General features: G+C 73.1%; 18 protein-coding genes and 1 pseudogene. 13 read left to right on the top strand and 6 right to left on the bottom strand.

The window, feature by feature from the left end:
- A pseudogene (locus ACRDTB_RS18400) lies at window positions 1-2200 on the top strand (glycosyltransferase); the annotation flags it as partial.
- A gap of 171 nt (window positions 2201-2371) precedes the next feature.
- Here the strand turns inward: ACRDTB_RS18400 and ACRDTB_RS18395 are convergent.
- Window positions 2372-2848: a metallopeptidase family protein gene (locus tag ACRDTB_RS18395; protein WP_431431826.1), complete on the bottom strand. Its 477-nt coding sequence runs from the start codon at window positions 2846-2848 to the stop codon at window positions 2372-2374.
- Window positions 2849-2983: 135 nt separating this feature from the next.
- On the opposite strand from ACRDTB_RS18395, the gene ACRDTB_RS18390 reads away from it, so the two are divergent.
- The 8 genes from ACRDTB_RS18390 to ACRDTB_RS18355 all read left to right on the top strand — a co-directional run bounded on the left by ACRDTB_RS18390 (window position 2984) and on the right by ACRDTB_RS18355 (window position 11286).
- Window positions 2984-3340, top strand: a complete 357-nt coding sequence (locus tag ACRDTB_RS18390) for a DUF3499 domain-containing protein (RefSeq protein ID WP_431431824.1) — start codon at window positions 2984-2986, stop codon at window positions 3338-3340.
- A 71-nt stretch (window positions 3341-3411) separates the two neighbouring features.
- Entirely contained in the window at window positions 3412-4764 is a 1353-nt protein-coding gene (locus ACRDTB_RS18385) for a phosphomannomutase/phosphoglucomutase (protein ID WP_431431823.1), read from the top strand.
- A gap of 43 nt (window positions 4765-4807) precedes the next feature.
- Window positions 4808-5017, top strand: coding sequence for a Trm112 family protein (locus ACRDTB_RS18380; protein ID WP_431431821.1), 210 nt, complete (start codon window positions 4808-4810; stop codon window positions 5015-5017).
- A gap of 13 nt (window positions 5018-5030) precedes the next feature.
- A complete protein-coding gene (locus ACRDTB_RS18375) occupies window positions 5031-6128 on the top strand; it encodes a hypothetical protein (RefSeq protein WP_431431819.1) in 1098 nt (365 codons plus the stop codon).
- Between the two features lie 7 nt (window positions 6129-6135).
- A complete protein-coding gene (gene manA / locus ACRDTB_RS18370) occupies window positions 6136-7386 on the top strand; it encodes a mannose-6-phosphate isomerase, class I (protein ID WP_431431817.1) in 1251 nt (416 codons plus the stop codon).
- Between the two features lie 69 nt (window positions 7387-7455).
- Window positions 7456-8376: a cation diffusion facilitator family transporter gene (locus ACRDTB_RS18365; RefSeq protein WP_431431814.1), complete on the top strand. Its 921-nt coding sequence runs from the start codon at window positions 7456-7458 to the stop codon at window positions 8374-8376.
- An 85-nt stretch (window positions 8377-8461) separates the two neighbouring features.
- On the top strand, window positions 8462-10000 hold the full coding sequence (locus ACRDTB_RS18360) for an amino acid permease (RefSeq protein WP_431431813.1): 1539 nt from the start codon (window positions 8462-8464) through the stop codon (window positions 9998-10000).
- Window positions 9997-11286: a glutamate mutase L gene (locus tag ACRDTB_RS18355; RefSeq protein ID WP_431431811.1), complete on the top strand. Its 1290-nt coding sequence runs from the start codon at window positions 9997-9999 to the stop codon at window positions 11284-11286. The genes ACRDTB_RS18360 and ACRDTB_RS18355 overlap by 4 nt, the downstream gene beginning before the upstream one ends.
- A 98-nt stretch (window positions 11287-11384) precedes the next feature.
- Here the strand turns inward: ACRDTB_RS18355 and ACRDTB_RS18350 are convergent, their stop codons facing one another.
- A complete protein-coding gene (locus tag ACRDTB_RS18350) occupies window positions 11385-13751 on the bottom strand; it encodes a hypothetical protein (protein WP_431431809.1) in 2367 nt (788 codons plus the stop codon).
- 95 nt (window positions 13752-13846) lie between these two features.
- Here ACRDTB_RS18350 and ahcY point away from each other — a divergent pair, with 95 nt between their 5' ends.
- On the top strand, window positions 13847-15361 hold the full coding sequence (gene ahcY / locus ACRDTB_RS18345; RefSeq protein WP_431431807.1) for an adenosylhomocysteinase: 1515 nt from the start codon (window positions 13847-13849) through the stop codon (window positions 15359-15361).
- Window positions 15362-15418: 57 nt separating this feature from the next.
- On the opposite strand, the gene ACRDTB_RS18340 is transcribed toward ahcY, so the two are convergent.
- From ACRDTB_RS18340 to ACRDTB_RS18330, 3 genes are read right to left on the bottom strand one after another with little or no spacing between them, the layout of a single operon-like run.
- Window positions 15419-16441 (bottom strand): hypothetical protein, encoded by a 1023-nt coding sequence (locus tag ACRDTB_RS18340; RefSeq protein ID WP_431431805.1) that lies wholly within the window; start codon window positions 16439-16441, stop codon window positions 15419-15421.
- 19 nt (window positions 16442-16460) lie between these two features.
- Window positions 16461-17048: a YdeI/OmpD-associated family protein gene (locus tag ACRDTB_RS18335; RefSeq protein WP_431431803.1), complete on the bottom strand. Its 588-nt coding sequence runs from the start codon at window positions 17046-17048 to the stop codon at window positions 16461-16463.
- Entirely contained in the window at window positions 17038-17820 is a 783-nt protein-coding gene (locus tag ACRDTB_RS18330; RefSeq protein ID WP_431431801.1) for an META domain-containing protein, read from the bottom strand. The genes ACRDTB_RS18335 and ACRDTB_RS18330 overlap by 11 nt, the downstream gene beginning before the upstream one ends.
- 60 nt (window positions 17821-17880) lie before the next feature.
- On the opposite strand from ACRDTB_RS18330, the gene ACRDTB_RS18325 reads away from it, so the two are divergent.
- Both ACRDTB_RS18325 and ACRDTB_RS18320 read left to right on the top strand, forming a co-directional pair.
- A complete protein-coding gene (locus tag ACRDTB_RS18325; RefSeq protein ID WP_431431800.1) occupies window positions 17881-18627 on the top strand; it encodes a DUF1266 domain-containing protein in 747 nt (248 codons plus the stop codon).
- A 24-nt stretch (window positions 18628-18651) separates the two neighbouring features.
- Window positions 18652-19302, top strand: coding sequence for a dTMP kinase (locus tag ACRDTB_RS18320; RefSeq protein ID WP_431431799.1), 651 nt, complete (start codon window positions 18652-18654; stop codon window positions 19300-19302).
- A gap of 6 nt (window positions 19303-19308) precedes the next feature.
- Here ACRDTB_RS18320 and ACRDTB_RS18315 read toward each other — a convergent pair whose 3' ends face one another.
- Window positions 19309-19791, bottom strand: coding sequence for a VOC family protein (locus ACRDTB_RS18315; protein ID WP_431431798.1), 483 nt, complete (start codon window positions 19789-19791; stop codon window positions 19309-19311).
- A gap of 149 nt (window positions 19792-19940) precedes the next feature.
- Here ACRDTB_RS18315 and mtrA point away from each other — a divergent pair, with 149 nt between their 5' ends.
- The gene (mtrA, locus tag ACRDTB_RS18310) at window positions 19941-20618 is read left to right on the top strand and encodes an MtrAB system response regulator MtrA (protein WP_431431796.1); all 678 of its coding nucleotides are present in this window, start codon (window positions 19941-19943) and stop codon (window positions 20616-20618) included.
- The last annotated feature ends 6 nt before the right edge of the window (window positions 20619-20624 follow it).

Below are 20624 nucleotides of genomic sequence, written 5' to 3'. Positions count from 1 at the left end.
GTCCGGCCGGCCCCGCCGTCCCGCCGGGCTGCGCCGGCCGGCCACCGCGGTCGCCGTGTCGCTCACGCTGTCCGACGCCGAGCTGCCGCCGGGGCTGCGGCCCTCGCCCCGGCCCAGACCCTCGCCGGTGCCGCGCGACGGGACTCCGGTCGCGCGTCCGGACCTGGTGCTCGTGCGGGTGGACCGGGCCCGGCTCGCGCGTCAGGTGCTGCTGTCGCCGCCGGTCGTGCTGGTGGTGACGCTGCTCGGGCTGGGCCTCTGGCTCAACTCCGCGCGGCTGGGCACGGACCTCGCCGGCGGCCGCCTGCTGCCGGTGCCCGGCCTCGCCGAGATCTGGTCGGCATACCTCGCCACCTGGCACCCGGTCGCCGGCGGCACCGCGGCACCCGCCCCGGCCGCGCTCGCGGTCCTCGGCGGGCTCGGCGCGGTGCTCGCTCCGCTCGGTGGCGTGCCGGCGGCGGTGGCGGTGCTGCTGATCGGCGACCTGCCGCTGGCCGGGCTCGCCGCCTACGTGGCCACCCGCGGCCTGCCGGTGGACCGCTGGGTGCGGGCGCTCGTCGCGGCCGCGTACGCGTTGCTGCCGACCGCCACCGCGGCCGTCTCGCAGGGGCGACTGGACGTGGTGGTCGCGCACATCCTGCTGCCGCTCGTCACGGCCGGCGTCGTGTCGCTGCTCGGTCGCTCGCCGGCCGACTCCACCCGCTGGCTGTCGATCGCGGCGGCCTCCGCGTTCGGGCTCGCCGTGCTGGGGGCGTTCGCGCCGCTCGTGCACCTGCTGCTCGTCGGTTACGCGCTCGCGGGGTTCGTGCTGGTGCCCGGCCGGCGCGGGGACGGTCGGCGGCGGGTGACCGCGCTGTTCGTGCTCGTGCTGATGCCGCTCGCGCTGCTGTTGCCCTGGCCGGCGGTGCTGATCCAGCATCCGGGCGTCGTGCTGCACGGCGTGGGCGCGCGGGTCGGGCCGGTCGGCACGTCGCTCGTGGAATTGCTGACCCTCGACCCGGGCGGGCCGGGGGCGTGGCCGTTCGTCGGGCTGCTGGTCGTGGTCGCCGCGCTCGCCGGTCTCGTGATGCGGCCGCGGCGGGCCGTGCTGCCGGGGCTGGCGCTCGCGTTGCTCGGCGGGCTGGCGGTCTGGTTCGTGCGGCAGGTCCCGGCGGTGCCGCTGACCGGTGGGCCGGCGGAGGTCGGGTGGGCCGGGGCCGGGCTGCTGGTCGTCGGCTGGGGGTTGCTGCTGGCCGTGCTGGGTGCGTGCCGGACCGGCTCCGTGCCGCGGTCGGGCCCGCACGCGGGCGGGCGTGCGGATGGGCGCGCGGGCGGGGGCTGGGTCGGCGTGCGGATCGCGGCCGGGCTTGGCGTGCTCGGGGTCGTCGGGCTCGCGGCGGGCGCGCTGGTCGCCGGGCCGGCCGGGCCGCTGGACGACGAGCGGGAGCCGCTGCTGGCCACCACGCTCGTCCGCGAGCTCGCGGTGACCGGCCGCTCGGTGCTGGTGCTGCCGCACGGGGACGAGCCCGCCCGGATGGCCGCCGGCCGCCTGCCCCGCCTCGGCGACGACGACCTCGCGCCCGCGAACGCCGGCGCGAGCCTGGCCCGGCTCGCCGAGAGCCTGGGGGCGGCTCGGGACGCGGGCGGGTCGGGGCGGTCCGGACCGGGTGCGGACCAGGTGCGGACCGCGGTGGCCGAGGCCGCGGCGGCGGGCGTGCTGTTCGTCGTGGCGCCGTCCGTGGACGAGGGTGCGCGGCTGGCCGGGGCGGCCGGCGACCTCGTGGCGGCCGCGCCGCCGGCGACCGACGGCCGGCCTGTGCTGCGGCTGCAGCCGGCGGCCGGTCCGGTCACGCTGCTGTCCCCGGAGCAGGCGCGCCGCGCGATCACCGCGAGCCCGCCGCCGACCGAGCTCGGCGCACCGGGGATCGTGCCGGTCGAGGCGTCCCCGCCGGCGGTCGCGGTCCGGGTGTCCGACGGGCCGGCCGGCCGGCTGCTGGTGCTCGCCGCCGAGGAGGAGCCGGGCTGGCAGGCCACTGTGGACGGTCGGCCGGTGCCCGTGGTGCGTGCGTGGGGGCACCTGGTGGGCGTCTCGGTCCCGATCCGCGCGGCGGACGTCCGGGTCGAGCAGCCGACCGCCCTGCGCAGCGTCCTGCTGCTCACCCAGGCGGCGATGGTCCTGTTCGTGCTGCTGACCGCCATCCCCGGCCGCCGCCCCCACTGACTCCGCGAGTCCAACGCCGGGAACCCGCGAGTCCAACGCCGGGAACCCGCGAGTCCAACGTTCGAGACCCGCGAGTCCAACGTTCGGAACGTTGACCTCGCCGGTCCGGAGTGTTGGACTCGCGGGTTCGGAGTGTTGGACTCGCGGGTTCGGAATGTTGGACTCGCGGGGTCAGTCGCCTTCGATGACGCCGGGGTCGAGGTTGAGGTAGCTGGCCACCTGCTCCACTAGGACGTGGTGGACGAGGTCCACGAGGTCGGCGCCGTCGCGGGCGCGGGCCTCGAGCGGGCGGCGGAACAGCACGATGCGTGCCTTCGTCGGCATCCCGCGCCGGTCCATGCCCGCCGGCACCAGCCGGGCCAGGGGCACGCCCGCGTCCGCGAGCAGGCCGTCGAGCGGCAGCTGCGTCCGCTCCGCGCCGCGCACGTCCGGCACGTCGTCCACCGCGATGTCGAGCTCGGTCAGCTCCGTGCGCCACCGGGCCTCGATCGGCTCGAGCGCCCCCAACACCAGCGCGTCGAACCGCTCCGAGCGCGTGGAGGCGGCCGGCAGGGTCGACGGGTACAGCGATCCGCGCAGCCCCCTGCCGTGCCGGTCCCGGTTGGGCCGGCGCCGGTGCCGCTCCCGGTGGCGGCGTGTGGTGGTCACCTGCCGAGGGTACCGGGGTGCGGCCCGCGGACCCCTGGCCGCGCGCCCGCGCGGCCGTCCCGCCCCGCCGGACACGAAAACCACAACGGTGCGCCTACCTGCCACGAAGCCGGTGAGGCGCTATCGTCCTCGATCGTGCGGAGCGTGCGGAAGTGTTCGCGGACCGGGTGCGGTAACCCGGCGGTGGCGACGCTGACGTACGCCTACGCCGACTCGACCGCGGTCGTCGGCCCGCTCGCCACCTACTCCGAGCCGCACAGCTACGACCTCTGCGAGGAGCACGCCCTGCGGCTGACCGTGCCGCGCGGCTGGGAGGTCGTCCGGCACGACGGCGAGTTCGCCGCTCCCGAGCCGTCGGTCGACGACCTGACCGCGCTCGCCGAGGCCGTCCGCGAGGCGGGCCGCCCGGACCGGCCCATCGAGCCGCCCGAGCCGGCGCCCGCCGGCCGCCGCGGGCACCTGCGTGTCCTGCCGGACCCGGTCACCGAGTAACGCCCCGAGCTACCCCGGCCGCCTCGCCGGTAGGCTGCGAGCCACATCCGTTGACCGTCCCGGGAGCTCTGGTGCGTGACCTGTCCGGCGTCTTCAAGGCCTACGACATCCGCGGGATCGTCGGCGAACAACTCGACTCGGACCTCGTCCGCAACACCGGCGCCGCGTTCGCCCGACTCGTCGGCGGGTCCGCGATCGTCATCGGCCACGACATGCGGGCCTCCTCGCCCGACCTCGCGGGCGCCTTCGCCGACGGCGTGCTGACCGAGGGCGTCGACGTCATCATGATCGGGCTCGCCAGCACCGACCTGCTCTACTACGCCTCCGGCAGCCTCGACCTGCCCGGCGCCATGTTCACCGCGAGCCACAACCCCGCCGAGTACAACGGGATCAAGCTGTGCCGGGCCGGCGCCTCGCCCGTCGGCCAGGACACCGGGCTCACCGACATCCAGCGCGAGGTCGAGGCGGACACACCGCCGTCGGTGGGCCGGACCCCCGGCACGCTCGAGACCCGCGACCTGCTCGCCGGCTACGTCGGCTACCTGCACGAGCTCGTGGACCTCACGTCCAGCCGGCCGCTGAAGATCGCGGTCGACGCCGGCAACGGCATGGGCGGGCACACCGTGCCGGCCGTGTTCGAGGGGCTGCCGATCGAGGTCGTGCCGATGTACTTCGAGCTCGACGGCACCTTCCCCAACCACGAGGCGAACCCGCTCGATCCGAAGAACCTCGTGGACCTGCAGGCGAAGGTGCGCGAGATCGGCGCGGACGCGGGCATCGCGTTCGACGGCGACGCCGACCGCTGCTTCCTCGTCGACGAGGTCGGCGAGCCGGTTCCGCCGAGCGCGATCACCGCGCTGGTCGCCGCCCGCGAGCTCGGGAAGGAGCCGGGCGCCACGGTGATCCACAACCTGATCACGTCCAAGGCCGTGCCGGAGATCGTCGCCGAGCACGGCGGCAAGCCGGTCCGTACCCGGGTCGGCCACTCGTTCATCAAGGCCGAGATGGCGCGCACCGGCGCGATCTTCGGCGGCGAGCACTCCGCGCACTACTACTTCCGCGACTTCTGGCGGGCCGACACCGGCATGCTCGCCGCGCTGCACATGCTCGCGGCGCTGGGCGAGCAGGACGGCCCGCTGTCCGAGCTGACCTCGGCGTACACCCGCTACGCCGCGTCCGGGGAGATCAACTCGACGGTCGGGGACCAGGCCGGCCGGATGGCCGCCGTCAAGGACGCGTTCGCCGGCCGCGACGGCGTGCACGTCGACGAGCTGGACGGTCTCACGGTCGAGCTGCCCAGTGGTGGCTGGTTCAACATCCGCCCGTCGAACACCGAGCCGCTGCTGCGCCTGAACGTCGAGGCGGCCGACGCCGCCGCGGTGGCGGCGTTGTGCGACGAGGTGCTGGGGATCGTCCGGGCCTGACACAGCGGCTTGACACAGCGGCCTGACACAGGAGGAGAACGCGATGGCAGTCCAGCTGGACCCGCAGCTGCTCGAGATCCTGGCGTGTCCGTCGGACGACCACGCCCCGCTGACCGTGGGCAGCCCCGGCGATCCCGAGGCGGACGTGCTGACCTGCACCTCGTGCGGGCGCCAGTTCCGCGTCGAGGACGGCATTCCGGTGCTGCTGCTCGACGAGGCGATCGAGCCCGGCGGTGGTGGGAAGGAGTCGTGAGCGGAGCGAACCATTGAACACAGTCGACGACACGCTGCTCGACGACCTCGACCGGATCGCCGAGGTCGACACCGACGGCCTGCTGCACGCCGCCGCGATGGCCGGTGCCCAGGTACGCGCCACCAGCGAGGCCGCGCAGGAGGCCGGCATCGCCCGGCTGGCCGGCGGGATGCCCCGCGCGCTGGTGCTGATCACCCGGCCCGGGCTCAGCCCGGTGGCCGCGAAGCTCCTGCACACGCTGCTCGGCCGGGCCTGCCCGGTGCCCGTCGTGCTCACCGACACCGCGCCGACCTGGCTCGGACCGCTGGACGTCGTGGTCGCGCACACCGACGACCCCGGCGACGGGATGCTCGCCGAGTCGATCGACCGCGCCCGCCGCTACGGTGCGGGCGTGGTGCTGACCGCGCCCGAGGAGGGTCCCGTGGCCGCCGCGGCGGCCGGCCAGTGCGTGCTGGTCCCGCCGCGGGTGCCCGTGCCGCCCCCGTTCGGCTTCCACCGCGCGCTCGCCGGCGGGCTCATCACCGCCACCACGCTGGAGCTGCTGCGCACCGACCTCGACATCGTCGCCGACGAGCTGGACCGCGAGGCCGAGCGGGACCACATGCAGCACGAGACGTTCGTCAACCCGGCCAAGTCGCTCGCGCTGCGGCTCGCCGAGCGCTCCCCGCTGCTGTGGGGGCTCGACGACGTGGCCACCGGCGTCGCGTGGTACGCGGCCCAGGTGCTCGCCACGCACACCGACCTCGTCAGCGACGTCGCCGCCTACCCGCAGGCGGCCAGCCGGACCGCGCTGCACCGGGCGGCCACCCGGGCCTCGGCCGGTACCGACATCTTCGCCGACCCGGACGACGTCGACCCCGCGCAGGTCTCGCCGCTGCGGGTGTTCCTGCTCGCCATCTCCGCCAGCGCGAGCGACCCGGTGCGCCGGCTCGCGGTCGACACCTTCCCGGCCGCGGACCTGCTCGTCCCGGCCGAGGAGATCACCGCCGACGAGACGACCTGTGCCGCCGTGCTCGCGCTGCGGTTCCAGCTCGCCGCGCTCTACCTCGGGCTCGCGGCCGGCACCACCGGGGGCACCACGACCTACGCACCGGCCAGGCCGCGGGAGTGAGGGCCCGATGGAGCTGCTGAACAACCGGGTCCGCCCCTACGCCTGGGGTTCCCGCACGACGATCGCCGCGCTGCTCGGCCGCGAGGTGCCGGCGCCGCATCCGGAGGCGGAGCTGTGGCTCGGCGCGCACCCGGGCGACCCGTCCTCGGTCGTCGGCGACGACGGCGCGGAGCGGTCGCTGCTCGACATGCTGGCCGAGGATCCGGCGGGCCAGCTCGGCGCGACGGTCGCCGCACGCTGGGGCGACCGGCTGCCGTTCCTGCTCAAGGTGCTCGCCGCGGAGGAGCCGCTCTCGCTGCAGGCGCACCCGTCGGCGGGCCAGGCGGCGGAGGGCCACGCGCGCGAGGAGCGGGCCGGCATCCCGCGGGAGGCGGCCAACCGCAACTACCCGGACCCGGCCGCGAAGCCCGAGCTGCTGTGCGCGCTGACCGAGTTCCACGCGCTGGCCGGGTTCCGCGACCCGGCCCGGACCGTCGAGCTGCTGCGTGCGATCGAGACGCCCGCGCTGTCCGCGCACGTCGACCTGCTCGCCGGGGAGCCCGACGGGGAGGGCCTGCGGGCGCTGTTCACCACGTGGATCACGTTGCCGCAGCCGGCGATCGACGCGCTGCTGCCGGACCTGCTTGACGCGTGCGTGGCGCACGTAAGGGCCAAGGGCGAGTTCGAGCGCGAGTGCCGCACGGTGCTCGAGCTGGGCGAGCGGTACCCGGGTGACTGCGGGGTGCTGGCCGCGCTGCTGCTCAACCGGCTGGTGCTCGAGCCGGGCGAGGCGATCTTCCTGCCGGCCGGGAACCTGCACACGTACCTGCACGGCACCGCGGTGGAGGTGCTGGCGAACTCCGACAACGTCCTGCGCGGCGGGCTGACGCCCAAGCACGTCGACGTGCCGGAGCTGTTACGGGTGCTGGACTTCTCCTACGGCGACATGGCGGTCTGCACGGGCGAGGTCGCCGGGCCGCGCCGGGTCTACCGGACGTGCGCGCCCGAGTTCGAGCTGTCCCGGATCGAGTGGGACCCCGCGAGCTCCGGCGCCGGCGACCCGCGCGCGGAGGTGAAGCTCGAGGGCGGGGCGCCGCGGATTCTCGTGTGCGTCGACGGGGGCACGCGGGCCGCGTCGGTCGACGGCCGGGAGCTGACGCTCACGCGCGGCCAGTCGATGTGGCTTCCCGCGGCCGACCCCGACGTCGTGCTCGCACCGGCGGGAGACGGGCGGGTCCGGTTGTTCGCCGCGACGGTGGGCAGTATCGACGGGCGCTGAGCCGGCGGGCGTGGCGAGTCTCTAAGCTCGCGCAGGCATTAGGGACAAATCCGACTCTAGGGAGTTGCCGTGGCTGCAGGCGGCGGAACCAGGGCGATCATCGCGGCGCTGTTGGCGAACGCGGGGATCGCGGTGGCGAAGTTCATCGGCTTCCTGATCACCGGGTCGTCGTCGATGCTGGCCGAGTCGGTGCACTCGGTCGCCGACACGTCCAACCAGGGCCTGCTGCTGCTCGGCCAGAAGACCTCGCGACGCAGCGCGACCCGCGAGCACCCGTTCGGTTTCGGCCGGGACCGGTACTTCTACTCGTTCATCGTCGCGCTGATGCTGTTCAGCCTCGGCTCGGCGTTCGCGATCTACGAGGGCGTCCACAAGCTGCAGCACCCCGAGGCGCTGACCTCGCCGATGGTGGCGGTCGTGATCCTGGTGGTCGCGATCATCCTGGAGACGTTCAGCTTCCGCACCGCGATCGTCGAGTCCCGCAAGGTCAAGGGTGACGTCTCGTGGTGGGGCTTCATCCGCCAGTCCCGCAGCCCGGAGCTGCCGGTCGTCCTTCTCGAGGACGCGGGCGCGCTGTTCGGTCTGGTGTTCGCGCTCTTCGGTGTCGGCCTCTCGGTGATCACCGGTGACGCGGAATGGGACGCCGTCGGCACGCTCATGATCGGCGCGCTGCTCGGCGTGATCGCGATCATCCTGATCATCGAGATGAAGAGCCTGCTGATCGGCGAGGGCGCCACCCCGCGCGAGTCCGACGCGATCGCCGCGGCGGTCGTCGACGGCCGGGTGGAGCGGCTGATCCACATCCGCACGCAGTACATCGGCCCGGACGAGCTGCTGGTGGCGGCCAAGATCGCGCTGGCACCGGGCCTCCCGCTGACCGAGGTGGCGACGGAGATCGACGCGGCGGAGCGGCGCATCCGCGAGGCGGTGCCGGCCGCCCGGCTGATCTACCTCGAACCGGACCTCGACCGCACGCCCGCCGCGACCTGACCATCCGCCTCCTCGTCGTGCGAACCCGGCTCACCGATCCCACCATGGACTGAGCTTGGCACTAGCGATGGAGTGAGGACGAGTCGTGCCCGGCAACGGTCTGTGGCGTACCAAATCGGTCGAGCAGTCCATCGCGGACACCGACATGCCGGAGTCCAGGCTGCGCAAGAACCTGAGTGCCTGGGATCTCACGGTCTTCGGTGTCGCGGTCGTGATCGGCGCCGGCATCTTCACCCTGACCGCGAGCACGGCGGGTGACCTCTCCGGGCCGTCGGTGTCGCTCGCGTTCGTGCTCGCCGCGGTCGCGTGCGCGCTGGCCGCGTTGTGCTATGCGGAGTTCGCCTCGACCGTGCCGGTCGCCGGCAGCGCCTACACGTTCTCCTACGCGACGTTCGGCGAGTTCCTGGCCTGGATCATCGGCTGGGACCTGGTGCTGGAGTTCGCGGTCGGCGCGGCGGCGGTGGCCACCGGCTGGTCGGAGTACCTGCAGACCGTGCTCGGCTACCTGTTCGGGGAGGGGGTCAGGACCTCCGCGGACGTCGGCGGCCTGTCGGTGAACTGGGGCGCGCTGCTGCTGATCACCGTGCTGGCCGTGCTCCTCGTGGCCGGCACCAAGCTGTCCTCGCGGGTGAGCATGGTGATCACCGCCATCAAGGTCGCCATCGTGCTGTTCGTGATCCTCTTCGGGCTCTCGTTCGTCACGGCCGCGAACTACTCCCCGTTCATCCCGCCGGGGCAGTCCGCCGAGTCGGCGGCGACCGGCGTGGACCAGACGGTCTTCTCGTGGCTCGCGGGCGGGGCGAGCAGCGCGTTCGGCGTCTTCGGGTTGCTCGCGGGCGCGTCGCTGGTGTTCTTCGCGTTCATCGGGTTCGACGTCGTCGCGACCACCGCCGAGGAGACGCGGGAACCGAAGCGCGCCGTGCCGCGCGGCATCCTCGGCTCGCTCGCGATCGTCACCGTGCTGTACGTGGCGACCGCGCTCGTGGTGACCGGCATGGTGCCCTACACAGACCTGGCCACGGCCGAGGACGGCACGCGCCAGACGCTCGCCACGGCCTTCGCCCTCAACGACGTCGACTGGGCGGCGAACGTCGTCTCGGTCGGCGCCCTCACCGGCCTCACCACGGTCGTGATGGTGCTGATGCTGGGCCAGGTCCGGGTCCTGTTCGCGATGTCCCGCGACGGCCTGCTCCCGCGCGGGCTGGCGCGCACGGGCGAGCTCGGCACGCCGGTCCGCGCGACGATCCTGGTGGCCGCCCTGGTGGCCGCGGCCGCGACGTTCTTCCCGGCGGGCAAGCTGGAGGAGATGGTCAACGTCGGTACGCTGTTCGCGTTCATCCTCGTGTCGGCCGGCGTGATGGTGCTGCGCCGTACGCACCCCGACCTGCGCCGGGCGTTCCGGGTGCCGGCGCTGCCGGTCGTCGGCCCGGCGGCGATCCTCGCGTGTCTGTGGCTGATGCTGAACCTGACGATCCTGACGTGGGTGCGGTTCGTCGCCTGGATGGTGCTGGGAATGGTGATCTACTTCCTGTACGGCCGGCGGCACGCGCTGCTCGGGCTGCGGGGCGCCACGCCGACCCAGCTGCCGGTGGAGGGTGCCGACCCGAAGGCCACCCCGCGGTGACGTTCCGCTGCCTCGACGTCGGGTCGACGTGGACCAAGGGCGTCGTGGTGTCCGCGGACGGCGCGGTGCTCGGGGTCGCCCAGCACCGCACCACGCCGCCGGAGGTCCTGGACGGGATCGCCGCGGTGACGGCCGCCCTGCCGGCGGCGTCGACGGTGCTGGCCTGCTCGTCGGCGGGTGGCGGGCTGCGGCTCGCGGTCGTCGGGCAGGAGCGGCTGGTCAGCGCGGAGGCCGGGTACCGGGTGGCGCTGTCGGCCGGCGCGAAGGTCGTCCACGTGTCCTCCGGCCCGCTGGACCCGGCCGCCGTGCGGGCGCTGCGGGCCGCCGCGCCGGACGTCGTGCTGCTGGTCGGCGGGACCGACGGCGGCGACGAGAAGGTGTTGCTGCACAACGCCTCCGGCCTGGCGCGGGCGCGCCTCGCGGTACCGATCGTGCTGGCGGGCAACGCCGCCGCGCGGCCGGCGGCGCTCTCGGCGCTCGCCGGACGGCGGGTCATCGCCGCGGCGAACGTGCTGCCGGACGTGGGCGAGCTCGCGCCGGAGCCGGCCCGGGCGGCCATCCGCGAGGTGTTCCTGCGGCACGTGATCGGCGGCAAGGGCCTCTCCCGCGGGCCGCGCCTGCGCCGTCTGGTGCGCGCGGTGACCCCGGACGCGGTGCTGTCGGGCGTGTCCCGGCTCGCCGGAGTCCTCGCCGCGCGGGAGGACCGGCCGGGCGCGGTCCTCGTCGTGGACGTCGGCGGCGCCACGACCGACGTCTACTCGGCGGTGTCCACAGTGGAGTCCACAGTGGAGTCCGAGGAGCATGCCGTCGCACTGCCCCCGGACCGCAGAACGGTCGAGGGCGACCTGGGCATGCGGGTCAGCGCGCCGGGCGTGGTCGCCGAGGCCCGGGTCGAGCGCCTGATCGACCCCGGCCACCTGGCGGCCGAGGCGGCCCGGCGCCACGAGCACGTCGACCTCGTACCGTCCACACAGGACGAACACGAGGTCGACCTAGCGCTGGCCGGGCTGGCGGTGGTGCTGGCCGTCCGCCGCCATCTCCGCATGGTCGACGGCCGGCTCGGCCCGCGCGGCGCCGGCGTGCTCGTCCTGTCCGGCGGCGTCTTCCGGCACGCCACGGACCTGACGGACCTCGAGGCGGGTCTGCGCCGCCACCTCGGCCCGGTCCTGCGCGACGCGGAGGTGCTCGTGGACCGGCAGGGTCTCCTGGGCCCGGCGGGCCTGCTGACCCAGGCGGGCCACCCCGACACCGCGGACGCCGTGCTGGGGGCGCACTTCATCGTGTGAGGTCTTGCGCCGACCAAAGTGACCTCAGGGGACCGTGACGCCACCCAGCCACAATCAACTGAACATCCGCACCATCCGCTGGAACGCAACCAACACTTTTAATTTCGGGGAGGCGGACTGGGGAACAGCAGGTCCAGCTGGCCCAGCGTCGGCTCGGCCGGGTCCAGGCCCGCGGCCATCGCGATCGCCCGGTCCCACTCCGGGTTCGCCGGGTAGTTCGCGTGCCGCTGCACGCCCGGCGTCCACCGCCGCCCCGCGACCGGGCCCGGTGCGGGATCCCGCAGCCAGTGGTCGAGCCCCAGCACGAGGGCACCGGACGGCGCCCGCGTCGCCGCCGCGAGCGGCCCGATCGTTCCGTCCGCTCGGAAGCCGACACCCAGCAGGTTCTCCTCGCACACCTGCTGGTCCCACGTGGTGACCCCGCCGCCGAGCGGGTCCGTGCCGCGGCACAGCGACCGCCACCGCGTCCCCAGCTCGCCCGCCAGCGTGCCCAGCGCCGGCAGCGGCAGCACCGCCGGGAACGCCCGGCAGTACGCCCAGCGCAGCTGCGAGCCCGCCGTCACCAACCCGATCCGCCGCCGGTCCGGCTCGTCCATCGAGTTCAGCAGCCGCGCCGCGGCGACCGCGACCAGCAGGCTCCCGTGCGAGTCACCGATCAGCACCACCCGGGTGCCCGGGTCGCGCAGGTGCTCGGCCGTCCGCGCGGCCAGCTCCGGCGCCACCTTCATCGCGTAGCACGGCGGCACGATCGGGTGCGCCTCGCGCGGCCAGAAGCACGCCAGGTCCGTGATCACCCCCAGCTGCCGGCCCGCGGCCGGGGCCCGTGCCGCGTTGTACACCGCCCGCAGCAGCGCACCCGCGAGCACCCCGAGCGAGAGCAAGCCGACCGTCGACAAAGGATCCGTCCACGCCGGCAGCGACAACCGCCATACCCGGACCACGAGCACCACCAGCGCGCCGACCATCAGCACGAACGCGCCCGCCAGCAGGACGTGGTGCAGGTGCGCCCGCCGCCAGCCGGCCGACCGCCAGGCCCGGACCGCCTCCGGCAGGTCGCGGTCGTGCAGCAGCCGCACCATCGCGTCGGCCTTCGTGAACCGCCCGGACCGCAGCCGCAGCGACGCCACGCCCACCGCCACGCCGAAGCACGCGGCCGCCACCACGCCGAGCGCCGCGGCCGCGCCCCACAGCAGCGTCACCGGTTGGTAGCCGTCGGGCAGGTCGCCGGACGCGCCGACCAGCTGCTGCACGGCGACCGCCAGCCCGACCCCGAACCCGCCGCCCAGCACTGCCGCCACCGCCACGGTCGGCGCCGACATCCACCCGCCCGCCCACGGCCGCAGCGACCGCGGCCGCCCGCGCCACTCCTGCCGTGCGACCAGCGCGGCCGGCACGAGCAGCAGGCCGAACAGCACCACCAGCACGATCAGCGCCGCCGCCAGCGCCTCGACCGTCGAGTCGGTCCCGGCCAGCTCCCCCGGCAGCGGGTCCTGCGCCGCGGCGGCGGCCGCCACCAGCCCGCAGCCGAGCGCCAGCAGCACCCGGCGGGTCACCGGCCCCAGCGCGGCCCGAAGCCACCGGCCGGCCCGTGCCGGGTGCACGCCCCGCGGGTCGTCCAGCAGGAGCACGCCCAGCACCGCCACCACGAGCAGCGCCAGCGCCAGCCCCCACAGCACCGACTGCGCGCCGCCCGGTGCGGCGAACGGGCCGCCGAGCGGCAGCAGCGCCACGGTCGACAGCGCGGCCAGCAGGTGCAGCGCGCGCAGCGTCGGCGTGTCCGGATCGGCCACCAGGTTCGTGCCCGGCAGCAGCACCCGCGCGTTCGGCGGCGTGGGCGGCGGGTTCGTGGCGTGGGCGCCGGCCTCGGCCTCCCACGCCACGCACGAGATCCAGTACAGGACGTAGATCAGCGCCAGCACGGGCACGAGCCCGATGAGCGGGCGCACCAGGTAGACCTCGCGCAGCCAGTCCGGCACCGTGCGGGCCAGGCACGGCGAGCCGGGTGCGAGGCACTGCGCGGCGATCAGGTCCAGGCTCACCACCGCCGCCTGGGTGACCAGCAGCATCGTCAGCAGCACGGCCGCGAGCCGCAGCAGCGACCGGTTGACCAGCCCGAGCCACCGGGCGAGCCGGTGCCCGGACGGGATCGGCGGCAGCATCCAGTGCGCCACGTTGGCCAGCGCGAAGGGAAACAGCAGCGCCCAGGCCGCCTTCGCCGCACCGCCCGAGGTCATGCCGCCCCACACGTAGCCCTCGACCACACGCGGGATCGACTGCCCCTCGGCCCGCAGCATCGGCCCGGGCGCCGGGCGCAGCAGCCGGTCCGCGGGCTGCACGATCCGCCCGATCCCGTCGCCCGCGACGTCCACGGCGGCCACCGAGGAGACGAGGGTTTCCGGGGCCGTGCCCATCAGCCCGTGGACGCGCAGCTCCACCACGCGGGTGCCCGGTCCGGCGGTTAGCACGCCCCGTTCCCCCTCACTCCATGACTACTCAACTCGATCAATATCGGGTAACGGTAGTGTTCCGGCGAAGGCTTTGAATTTGGAGGATGCACGGGATGACCGCAGTAAACAGCCAGGACGCGACCGCGGCTCGGTACGCCAGGAAGGTCGGTGACCTGGACTTCGCGGTGGCCGACCTTTCGCTGGCCGAGTTCGGCCGCAAGGAGATCCGCCTCGCCGAGCACGAGATGCCCGGCCTGATGGCGTTCCGGCGCGAGTACGCGGAGGTCTACCCGCTGCGCGGGGCGCGGGTCTCGGGATCGCTGCACATGACCGTGCAGACCGCGGTGCTCATCGAGACGCTGGTGTCGCTGGGTGCGGAGGTCCGCTGGGCCTCCTGCAACATCTTCTCCACCCAGGACCACGCCGCGGCCGCCGTCGTGGTCGGTCCGCACGGCACGCCCGAGGACCCCAAGGGCGTCCCGGTCTACGCCTGGAAGGGCGAGACGCTGGAGGAGTACTGGTGGTGCACCGAGAAGATGCTGACCTGGCCGGGCGGCAGTGGTTCGGGCGCTGGGTCGAGCGCGGCGCCGAACATGTTGCTCGACGACGGCGGTGACGCGACCCTGTTGGTGCACAAGGGAACCCAGTACGAGGCGGCCGGCATCGTGCCGCAGGCCGAGTCGGACGACCCCGAGGAGTGGAAGGTCATCCTCGACACGCTGCGCAACTCGCTGGCCGCCGACGCCCAGAAGTGGACCCGCGCGGGCAACGAGCTCATGGGCGTCACCGAGGAGACCACCACCGGCGTGCTGCGGCTCTACCAGCTGGCGGCCGCGGGTGAGCTGCTGTTCCCGGCGATCAACGTCAACGACGCGGTCACCAAGTCGAAGTTCGACAACCGCTACGGCATCCGCCACTCGCTGATCGACGGCATCAACCGCGGCACCGACGTGCTCATCGGCGGCAAGGTCGCGGTCGTGTGCGGCTACGGCGACGTGGGCAAGGGCGCGGCCGAGTCGCTGCGCGGCCAGGGCGCGCGGGTGATCATCACGGAGATCGACCCGATCTGCGCGCTGCAGGCGGCCATGGACGGCTACGACGTGCAGCGCCTGGAGTCCGTGCTGGGCAGGGCGGACATCCTCATCACCACCACGGGCAACAAGGACGTGGTGATGGCCGAGCACATGGCCCGGATGAAGCACCAGGCGATCCTGGGCAACATCGGCCACTTCGACAACGAGCTCGACATGGCCGGCCTCGCGCGGTACCCGGGCGTCAAGCGGATCAACATCAAGCCACAGGTCGACGAGTGGGTGTTCCCGGACGGTCACTCGATCATCGTGCTGTCCGAGGGCCGCCTGCTGAACCTGGGCAACGCGACCGGCCACCCGTCCTTCGTGATGTCGAACAGCTTCTCCAACCAGGTGATCGCGCAGATCGAGCTGTTCACGAAGAACGAGGAGTACGACAAGGAGGTGTACCGGCTGCCCAAGAAGCTCGACGAGAAGGTCGCGCGCATCCACCTGGAGGCGCTCGGCGGCGAGCTCACCAAGCTGACCAAGGAGCAGGCCGAGTACATCGACGTGGACGTCGAGGGCCCGTTCAAGGCGGAGCACTACCGGTATTGACAGGGCCAGGAAGGACGCCTTGCTGACGTTCAGCGTCCGCAAGGCGTCCTTCCTGTCTCAGTAGTGGACGCGGGCCATGACCGCGCGGTGGTCGGAGTAGTCGCGGTCGGCGCGGTCCGTGCCGGTCTCGGCCCGGTCGGCCGCGTCACCCTCGTTGAACGTGATCGTGTGGAACCCGGTCACCCCGGGCAGCCCGCCGGCGGGCTTGCGGGCGAAGACGAAGTCGATCCGCCGATTGCCGCCGATCGTCCAGTTGTCGCCCAGGCACGCCAAGCTGCCGCCGCAGCCCGCGTAGCCGGCGTCGCGGTAGCCGAGGCCGCCGCCCTCGTCGCCGTTGAGCAGGCGGTGCCAGGAGCGGAACGAACCGCCACTGAGGTCGGAGATGTTGACGTCCCCGCCGAAGATCAGCAGGCTGCCGCCGTAGCCGTCCTCGGTCATCTCCGTGGCGGTCTCGCGGGCGTTGGAGTCCGCGCACGCGGTGCCGCCGGAAGCGGCGGTCGGCCAGTGCACGGAGGCGACCGTCAGGTCCTTGTTCGCGATCTTGTCGTGCAGCATGACCTTGACCGCCTTGGTCCGGGCCTGGTCGTTGCTCGCGCACGAGCCGCTCTCGTCGCTCTGCGCCTGCCAGGTCCGGGCGTCCAGGCCGCGGTCGGTGAAGCGGGCCTTCCGGTAGATCACCGCGTTGGTCTGGTAGTCCTTCGGCGGGCCGCACGGGCTGTTCATCGCGGCGGGCGAGGCCTCGGCGATGACGCCGGCGTAGTCCTCGCCGAGGTCGTTCGACAGGCGGGCGAGGTAGAAGTCGAGCTGTGAGCGGTTGCTGATCTGCTGGATCGTGAAGATGTCCGGCTTGAGCGGAGCTCGTTTGAGGTAGTAGACGAGGTCCTGCCAGTCGCCGGGACAGGCGAGGTCCACGGTCGGCAGGTTCTCCACGTTGTCGTTGTAGACCTGGACGAACGCGGGGTCGTCGTTCGCGGCCGCGACGGTCACCTGCTCCCGCGGGGCGGCCAGGGCGGGCGCGAGGCCCGCGGCGGCGACCGTGAGCGCCGCTAGTCCGCCAATTCCTACCCACTTAGCGCGCATGTCCGTCAGTGAAACACAATCAGTGCAGGGATTCGCCTCTTTCGAGCATGGCGACGAACTTCTCGATCCGGCGGGCTCGGGTCTCCGGCCGCTTGGCCTCCTCCACCCGGTAGAGGAACGCGTAGCGGTTCTGGCCGGTCAGCGTCGCGAAGAACGCGGCGGCCTTCGGGTTGGCGTCGAGCGCCTCGCGGAGGTCGTCGGGGACGACCGAGTTCGCCGGGCTCGCATAGGCGGCGTCCCAGCGCCCGTCCGCCTTCGCGGCCTCGACCTCAAGCATGCCCGCCGGGGTCATCTCGCCCGCCGCGATCATCCGCTCCACGGACGCGCGGTTGATCTTCGACCACCGGCTGCGTTTGGTCCTCGGGGTGAACTTCTGCACGTAGTAGGTGTCGTCGACGCGCTGGGCGGTCCCGTCGATCCACCCGTACCGCAGCGCGATCTCCAGCGCCTCGGCGCGGTTCACCGACGGGATGCCGGTGTCCTTCTTGGCGACCCGGATCCACACGCCGCTCGTCTCGTGGCTCTCGGCGAGCCACGCCGCGAACTCGGCCTGGTCGCGAAACGACAGGATCGGCAGACCGTTCTTCTCGCCATGCTCATTCGGCACGTAGCTCGAGTCCCTTGCCCGACGGTTGGGTCATGCGCAGCCGGTCGGCGTCGATCTCGAACGCGACCTCGTCGTGGACCACGTCGAGCACCGCCGCCTCGAGCCGCATGATGTCAGGCTCGCACGCCTTGAGCGTCAGGTTGGCGGCCTCGAAGCGGATCGTGTCGCCGGACATCGTGTAGCCGGCGGACCCGCTGTTGCAGCCGCCGAAGATGTCGACCCGGCGCTCGCCGAACACCAGCGTGGCGGTCGCGCCGGCCGGCGTGCTGCTCGCGGTCTGTCCGTCCAGGATCGTGACCACGACCCACTTCGTCTCGGCGAGCGACAGGTCGGGCTCGGCGATCTCACGGTCGACGAGCACGAGCTCGGTGGCGCCGGTGCGCACCGTCAGCTCCGGTCCGTCCAGCCGCCAGGAGGGCTTGGCGCCGAGGACCTCCGCGAGCCACTCGTCGCGCGCGTGCCCCGGCGGTGCGCAGCCCGCGCCGGTCATCGCGAGCTCGTCGACCTCCAGCGTGCCGCCGTCGGTACGGACGTCCCCGCCCATGGTGTTGCAGCCGGCCCTGGCCGACAGCCGGCCGTCGTCGGTGAACAGCAGCGACACCTCGGCCCCGGCCATCAGCTCGTGGGACTTGCCGTCGACGGTGATCTCGCTAGACACGAACGTGACCCCGCGCAGCGGGTCGGGCGGCGGGCCGATCCGCTCACCGGCCCCGGCCCCGCACCCGGCGAGCACCAGCAGCAACAGTGGGCTCGTGAGGCGCAGAAGTCTCATATCCGCAGGACGTACTGGCACCCGGACATCGTTGCACCCCGTGTCTCTACACTCCGGAACGTGGTGGTTTGCGATCATGTCGAGGGGGTAGTCAGCAGCCCCGCGGGCCCGTACTACGGCCCGCTGGCACACGGTTTCGCGTGTGGGGCGCACATCCCCGTGCACGTGTCGAACCCGTGGAACGCCCTCGACGACCCGGTTCGCGACTACCAGGACAACCGCGAGACGCTCGCGGACGGCTGGGGGGTGACCACCGCGGAGGACTGGCAGCGGCAGGTCGACCAGCTGCTCCAGGGCCTCAACGTCGGCACGGAGATCGACGCCGTGCTGAACGTGCGGCGCCAGCTGCTGCGCCAGGACGGGGGATGGGACCTGCCGACGTGGCGCACGGCCACGGAGAACCGGGCGCGCTGGCAGGACGTGCCCGACATCGACGCGATGGTCGCGTCGGTGGACCTGATCACCCGCTACGAGGCCAGGTTCCAGGCGGACGGCATCCTGCCGCCGAACGGGGTCGTCAACTCGGTGTTCGGCTACGACTTCGGGCGCGCGGTGAACATGGCGCGCTGGGGCTACGGCGGCCGGTTCTGCGACCTGCGTACGGCGGAGTCGATCGTGCTGCGCGCGGGTGAGCTCTGCCGCCAGCACTACACGTCGTGGCCGGACTTCAGCGCCGGCTACGCCCTGGGCCGGGTGATCCGGTTCGACAACGAGTCCTACGGCCACATGTACGTGTCCGTCCGCGGCCCGCACCACCTGCTGACGTCCGACCGGGCCAGTCCGTGGTGGCACATCCCGTTCGCGTAGGGCGGTCTCGTAGGGTTCCTGCTCGTGGGACGGCTGATCGTGATCGAGGGCCTGGACGGGGCCGGCAAGCGCACCGTGGCGTCGGGCCTCACCGGGGCATTCGAGGCAGTCGGTGCCGCGGGCGGCCGCGTGGTGCGGCTGGCGTTCCCGCGCTACGGCGAGTCGGTGCACGCGGACCTGGTGCGCGACGGGCTGCACGGCCGGCTCGGCGGTTTCGGCCACGAGGTCTACGGCATGGCGATGCTGTACGCGCTGGACCGGCACGGCGCCGCCCCGTCGATCCGCTCGGCGCTGGCGTCGCATGACGTCGTCCTGCTCGACCGTTACGTGGCGTCCAACGCGGCCTTCGGTGCGGCCCGCCTGCACCAGGACGCCCGCGGCGAGTTCGTCGACTGGGTGCGGTCGCTGGAGATCGACCGCCTGGGGCTCCCGGTCCCCGACGCGCATCTGCTGCTGAGGGTGCCGGTGGAGGTGGCCGCGTCCCGGTCCGCGCACCGCTCCCGGACGGAGACCGGCCGCGAGCGTGACACGTGGGAGTCGGACGAGGCCCTGCAGGCGCGCGTGGCGGCCGTGTACGACGGCCTGGCCAAGGACGACTGGCTGGCCCCGTGGCACGTGGTCGACGGAACGTCCACTCCGGACTATCAGGCGCTGGCCGAGCTGCTGGTGCACTAGGGAGGTCTAGGGTGCGCCGACCAGATCGGCGCCCCACCGCTCGATCTCCGCGCGGATGTCCAACCGCCCGATCGTCGGGCTCGCCGTCATCTCCGGCGTCACCCGGTCCCGCGGCACGAACCACGAGATCTCGAACTCCAGCCCGTCGGGGTCCTTGCCGTACAACGACTTCGACACCGCGTGGTCGGAGGACCCCACGAGCGCGCCGGCCCGCTCGAGTCGTTCGGCGAACCCCGCCAGCTCCGGCAGCGTGTTCACCGACCACGCGAGGTGGTAGAGCCCGACGGCCGTCCCGCCGGCCCGCGGCGCGTTGCCGCGCACGCCGAACAGGCCCAGGTCGTGGTCGTTGTCGGAGTCGGCCGCGCGCAGGAACGCCGCCGTCGGCCGCTCGTGCACCACCTGGAACCCGAGCACGTCCCGGTAGAAGGCGACGCTGCGGCCGACGTCCCGCACGTAGAGCACGGCGTGGTTGAGCCTCCGGATGCCCATCTACCACCTCCGTGGCGGCCCCTTGGTTCAACCTTCAACGTGTAGAGCGTCAGACCGTATGCTGTTGTTACAACGTCCATCACTCGGGCGAGAAAAAACGATCAGCGGGTCCCACGCGGACAACACTCACGAAGTGCGACGATGTACCCATGAAGGCACGTGTGCTGGTAGTGGACGACGACCCGGCCCTGGCCGAGATGCTGACCATCGTGCTGCGCGGCGAAGGCTTCGACACCGCGGTGGTCGCCGAGGGCAGCCGGGCGTTGCCCGCGCTGCGCGAGCTGAGGCCCGACCTGGTGCTGCTCGACCTGATGTTGCCCGGCATCAACGGAATCGACGTGTGCAAGGCGATTCGCGCCGAGTCGGGCGTCCCCATCGTGATGCTGACCGCCAAGAGCGACACGGTCGACATCGTGCTGGGGCTCGAGTCGGGCGCGGACGACTACGTGGTCAAACCGTTCAAGCCCAAGGAGCTCGTGGCGCGGGTCCGGGCGCGGCTGCGCCGCACGGACTCCGAGCCGGCCGAGATGCTCTCGATCGGCGATCTCACCATCGACGTGCCTGGGCACGAGGTGACCAGGGACGGCGTCGCGATCCAGCTGACGCCGCTGGAGTTCGACCTCCTCGTCGCGCTCGCCCGCAAGCCGCGCCAGGTGTTCACCCGCGAGGTGCTCCTGGAGCAGGTCTGGGGTTACCGGCACGCCGCGGACACCCGGCTGGTGAACGTGCACGTGCAGCGGCTGCGCTCCAAGGTCGAGACCGACCCGGAGCACCCCGAGGTGGTGTTGACCGTCCGCGGCGTCGGGTACAAGGCTGGCCCGCCGTGATCGTCA

The organism is Actinophytocola sp., from assembly GCF_050699935.1.
In the GTDB taxonomy this organism is placed as follows: Bacteria; Actinomycetota; Actinomycetes; order Mycobacteriales; family Pseudonocardiaceae; genus Actinophytocola.
This window is presented reverse-complemented; position numbering and strand designations above follow the sequence as displayed.

Excerpts from the sequence above, each read along its gene's own strand:
- ACRDTB_RS18340 (WP_431431805.1), bottom strand. The coding sequence starts at position 16,441 with ATGCGCGCTAAGTGGGTAGGAATTGGCGGACTAGCGGCGCTCACGGTC.
- ACRDTB_RS18315 (WP_431431798.1), bottom strand. The coding sequence starts at position 19,791 with ATGGGCATCCGGAGGCTCAACCACGCCGTGCTCTACGTGCGGGACGTC.
- ACRDTB_RS18380 (WP_431431821.1), top strand. The coding sequence starts at position 4,808 with ATGGCAGTCCAGCTGGACCCGCAGCTGCTCGAGATCCTGGCGTGTCCG.
- mtrA (WP_431431796.1), top strand. The coding sequence starts at position 19,941 with ATGAAGGCACGTGTGCTGGTAGTGGACGACGACCCGGCCCTGGCCGAG.
- ACRDTB_RS18330 (WP_431431801.1), bottom strand. The coding sequence starts at position 17,820 with ATGAGACTTCTGCGCCTCACGAGCCCACTGTTGCTGCTGGTGCTCGCC.
- manA (WP_431431817.1), top strand. The coding sequence starts at position 6,136 with ATGGAGCTGCTGAACAACCGGGTCCGCCCCTACGCCTGGGGTTCCCGC.
- ahcY (WP_431431807.1), top strand. The coding sequence starts at position 13,847 with ATGACCGCAGTAAACAGCCAGGACGCGACCGCGGCTCGGTACGCCAGG.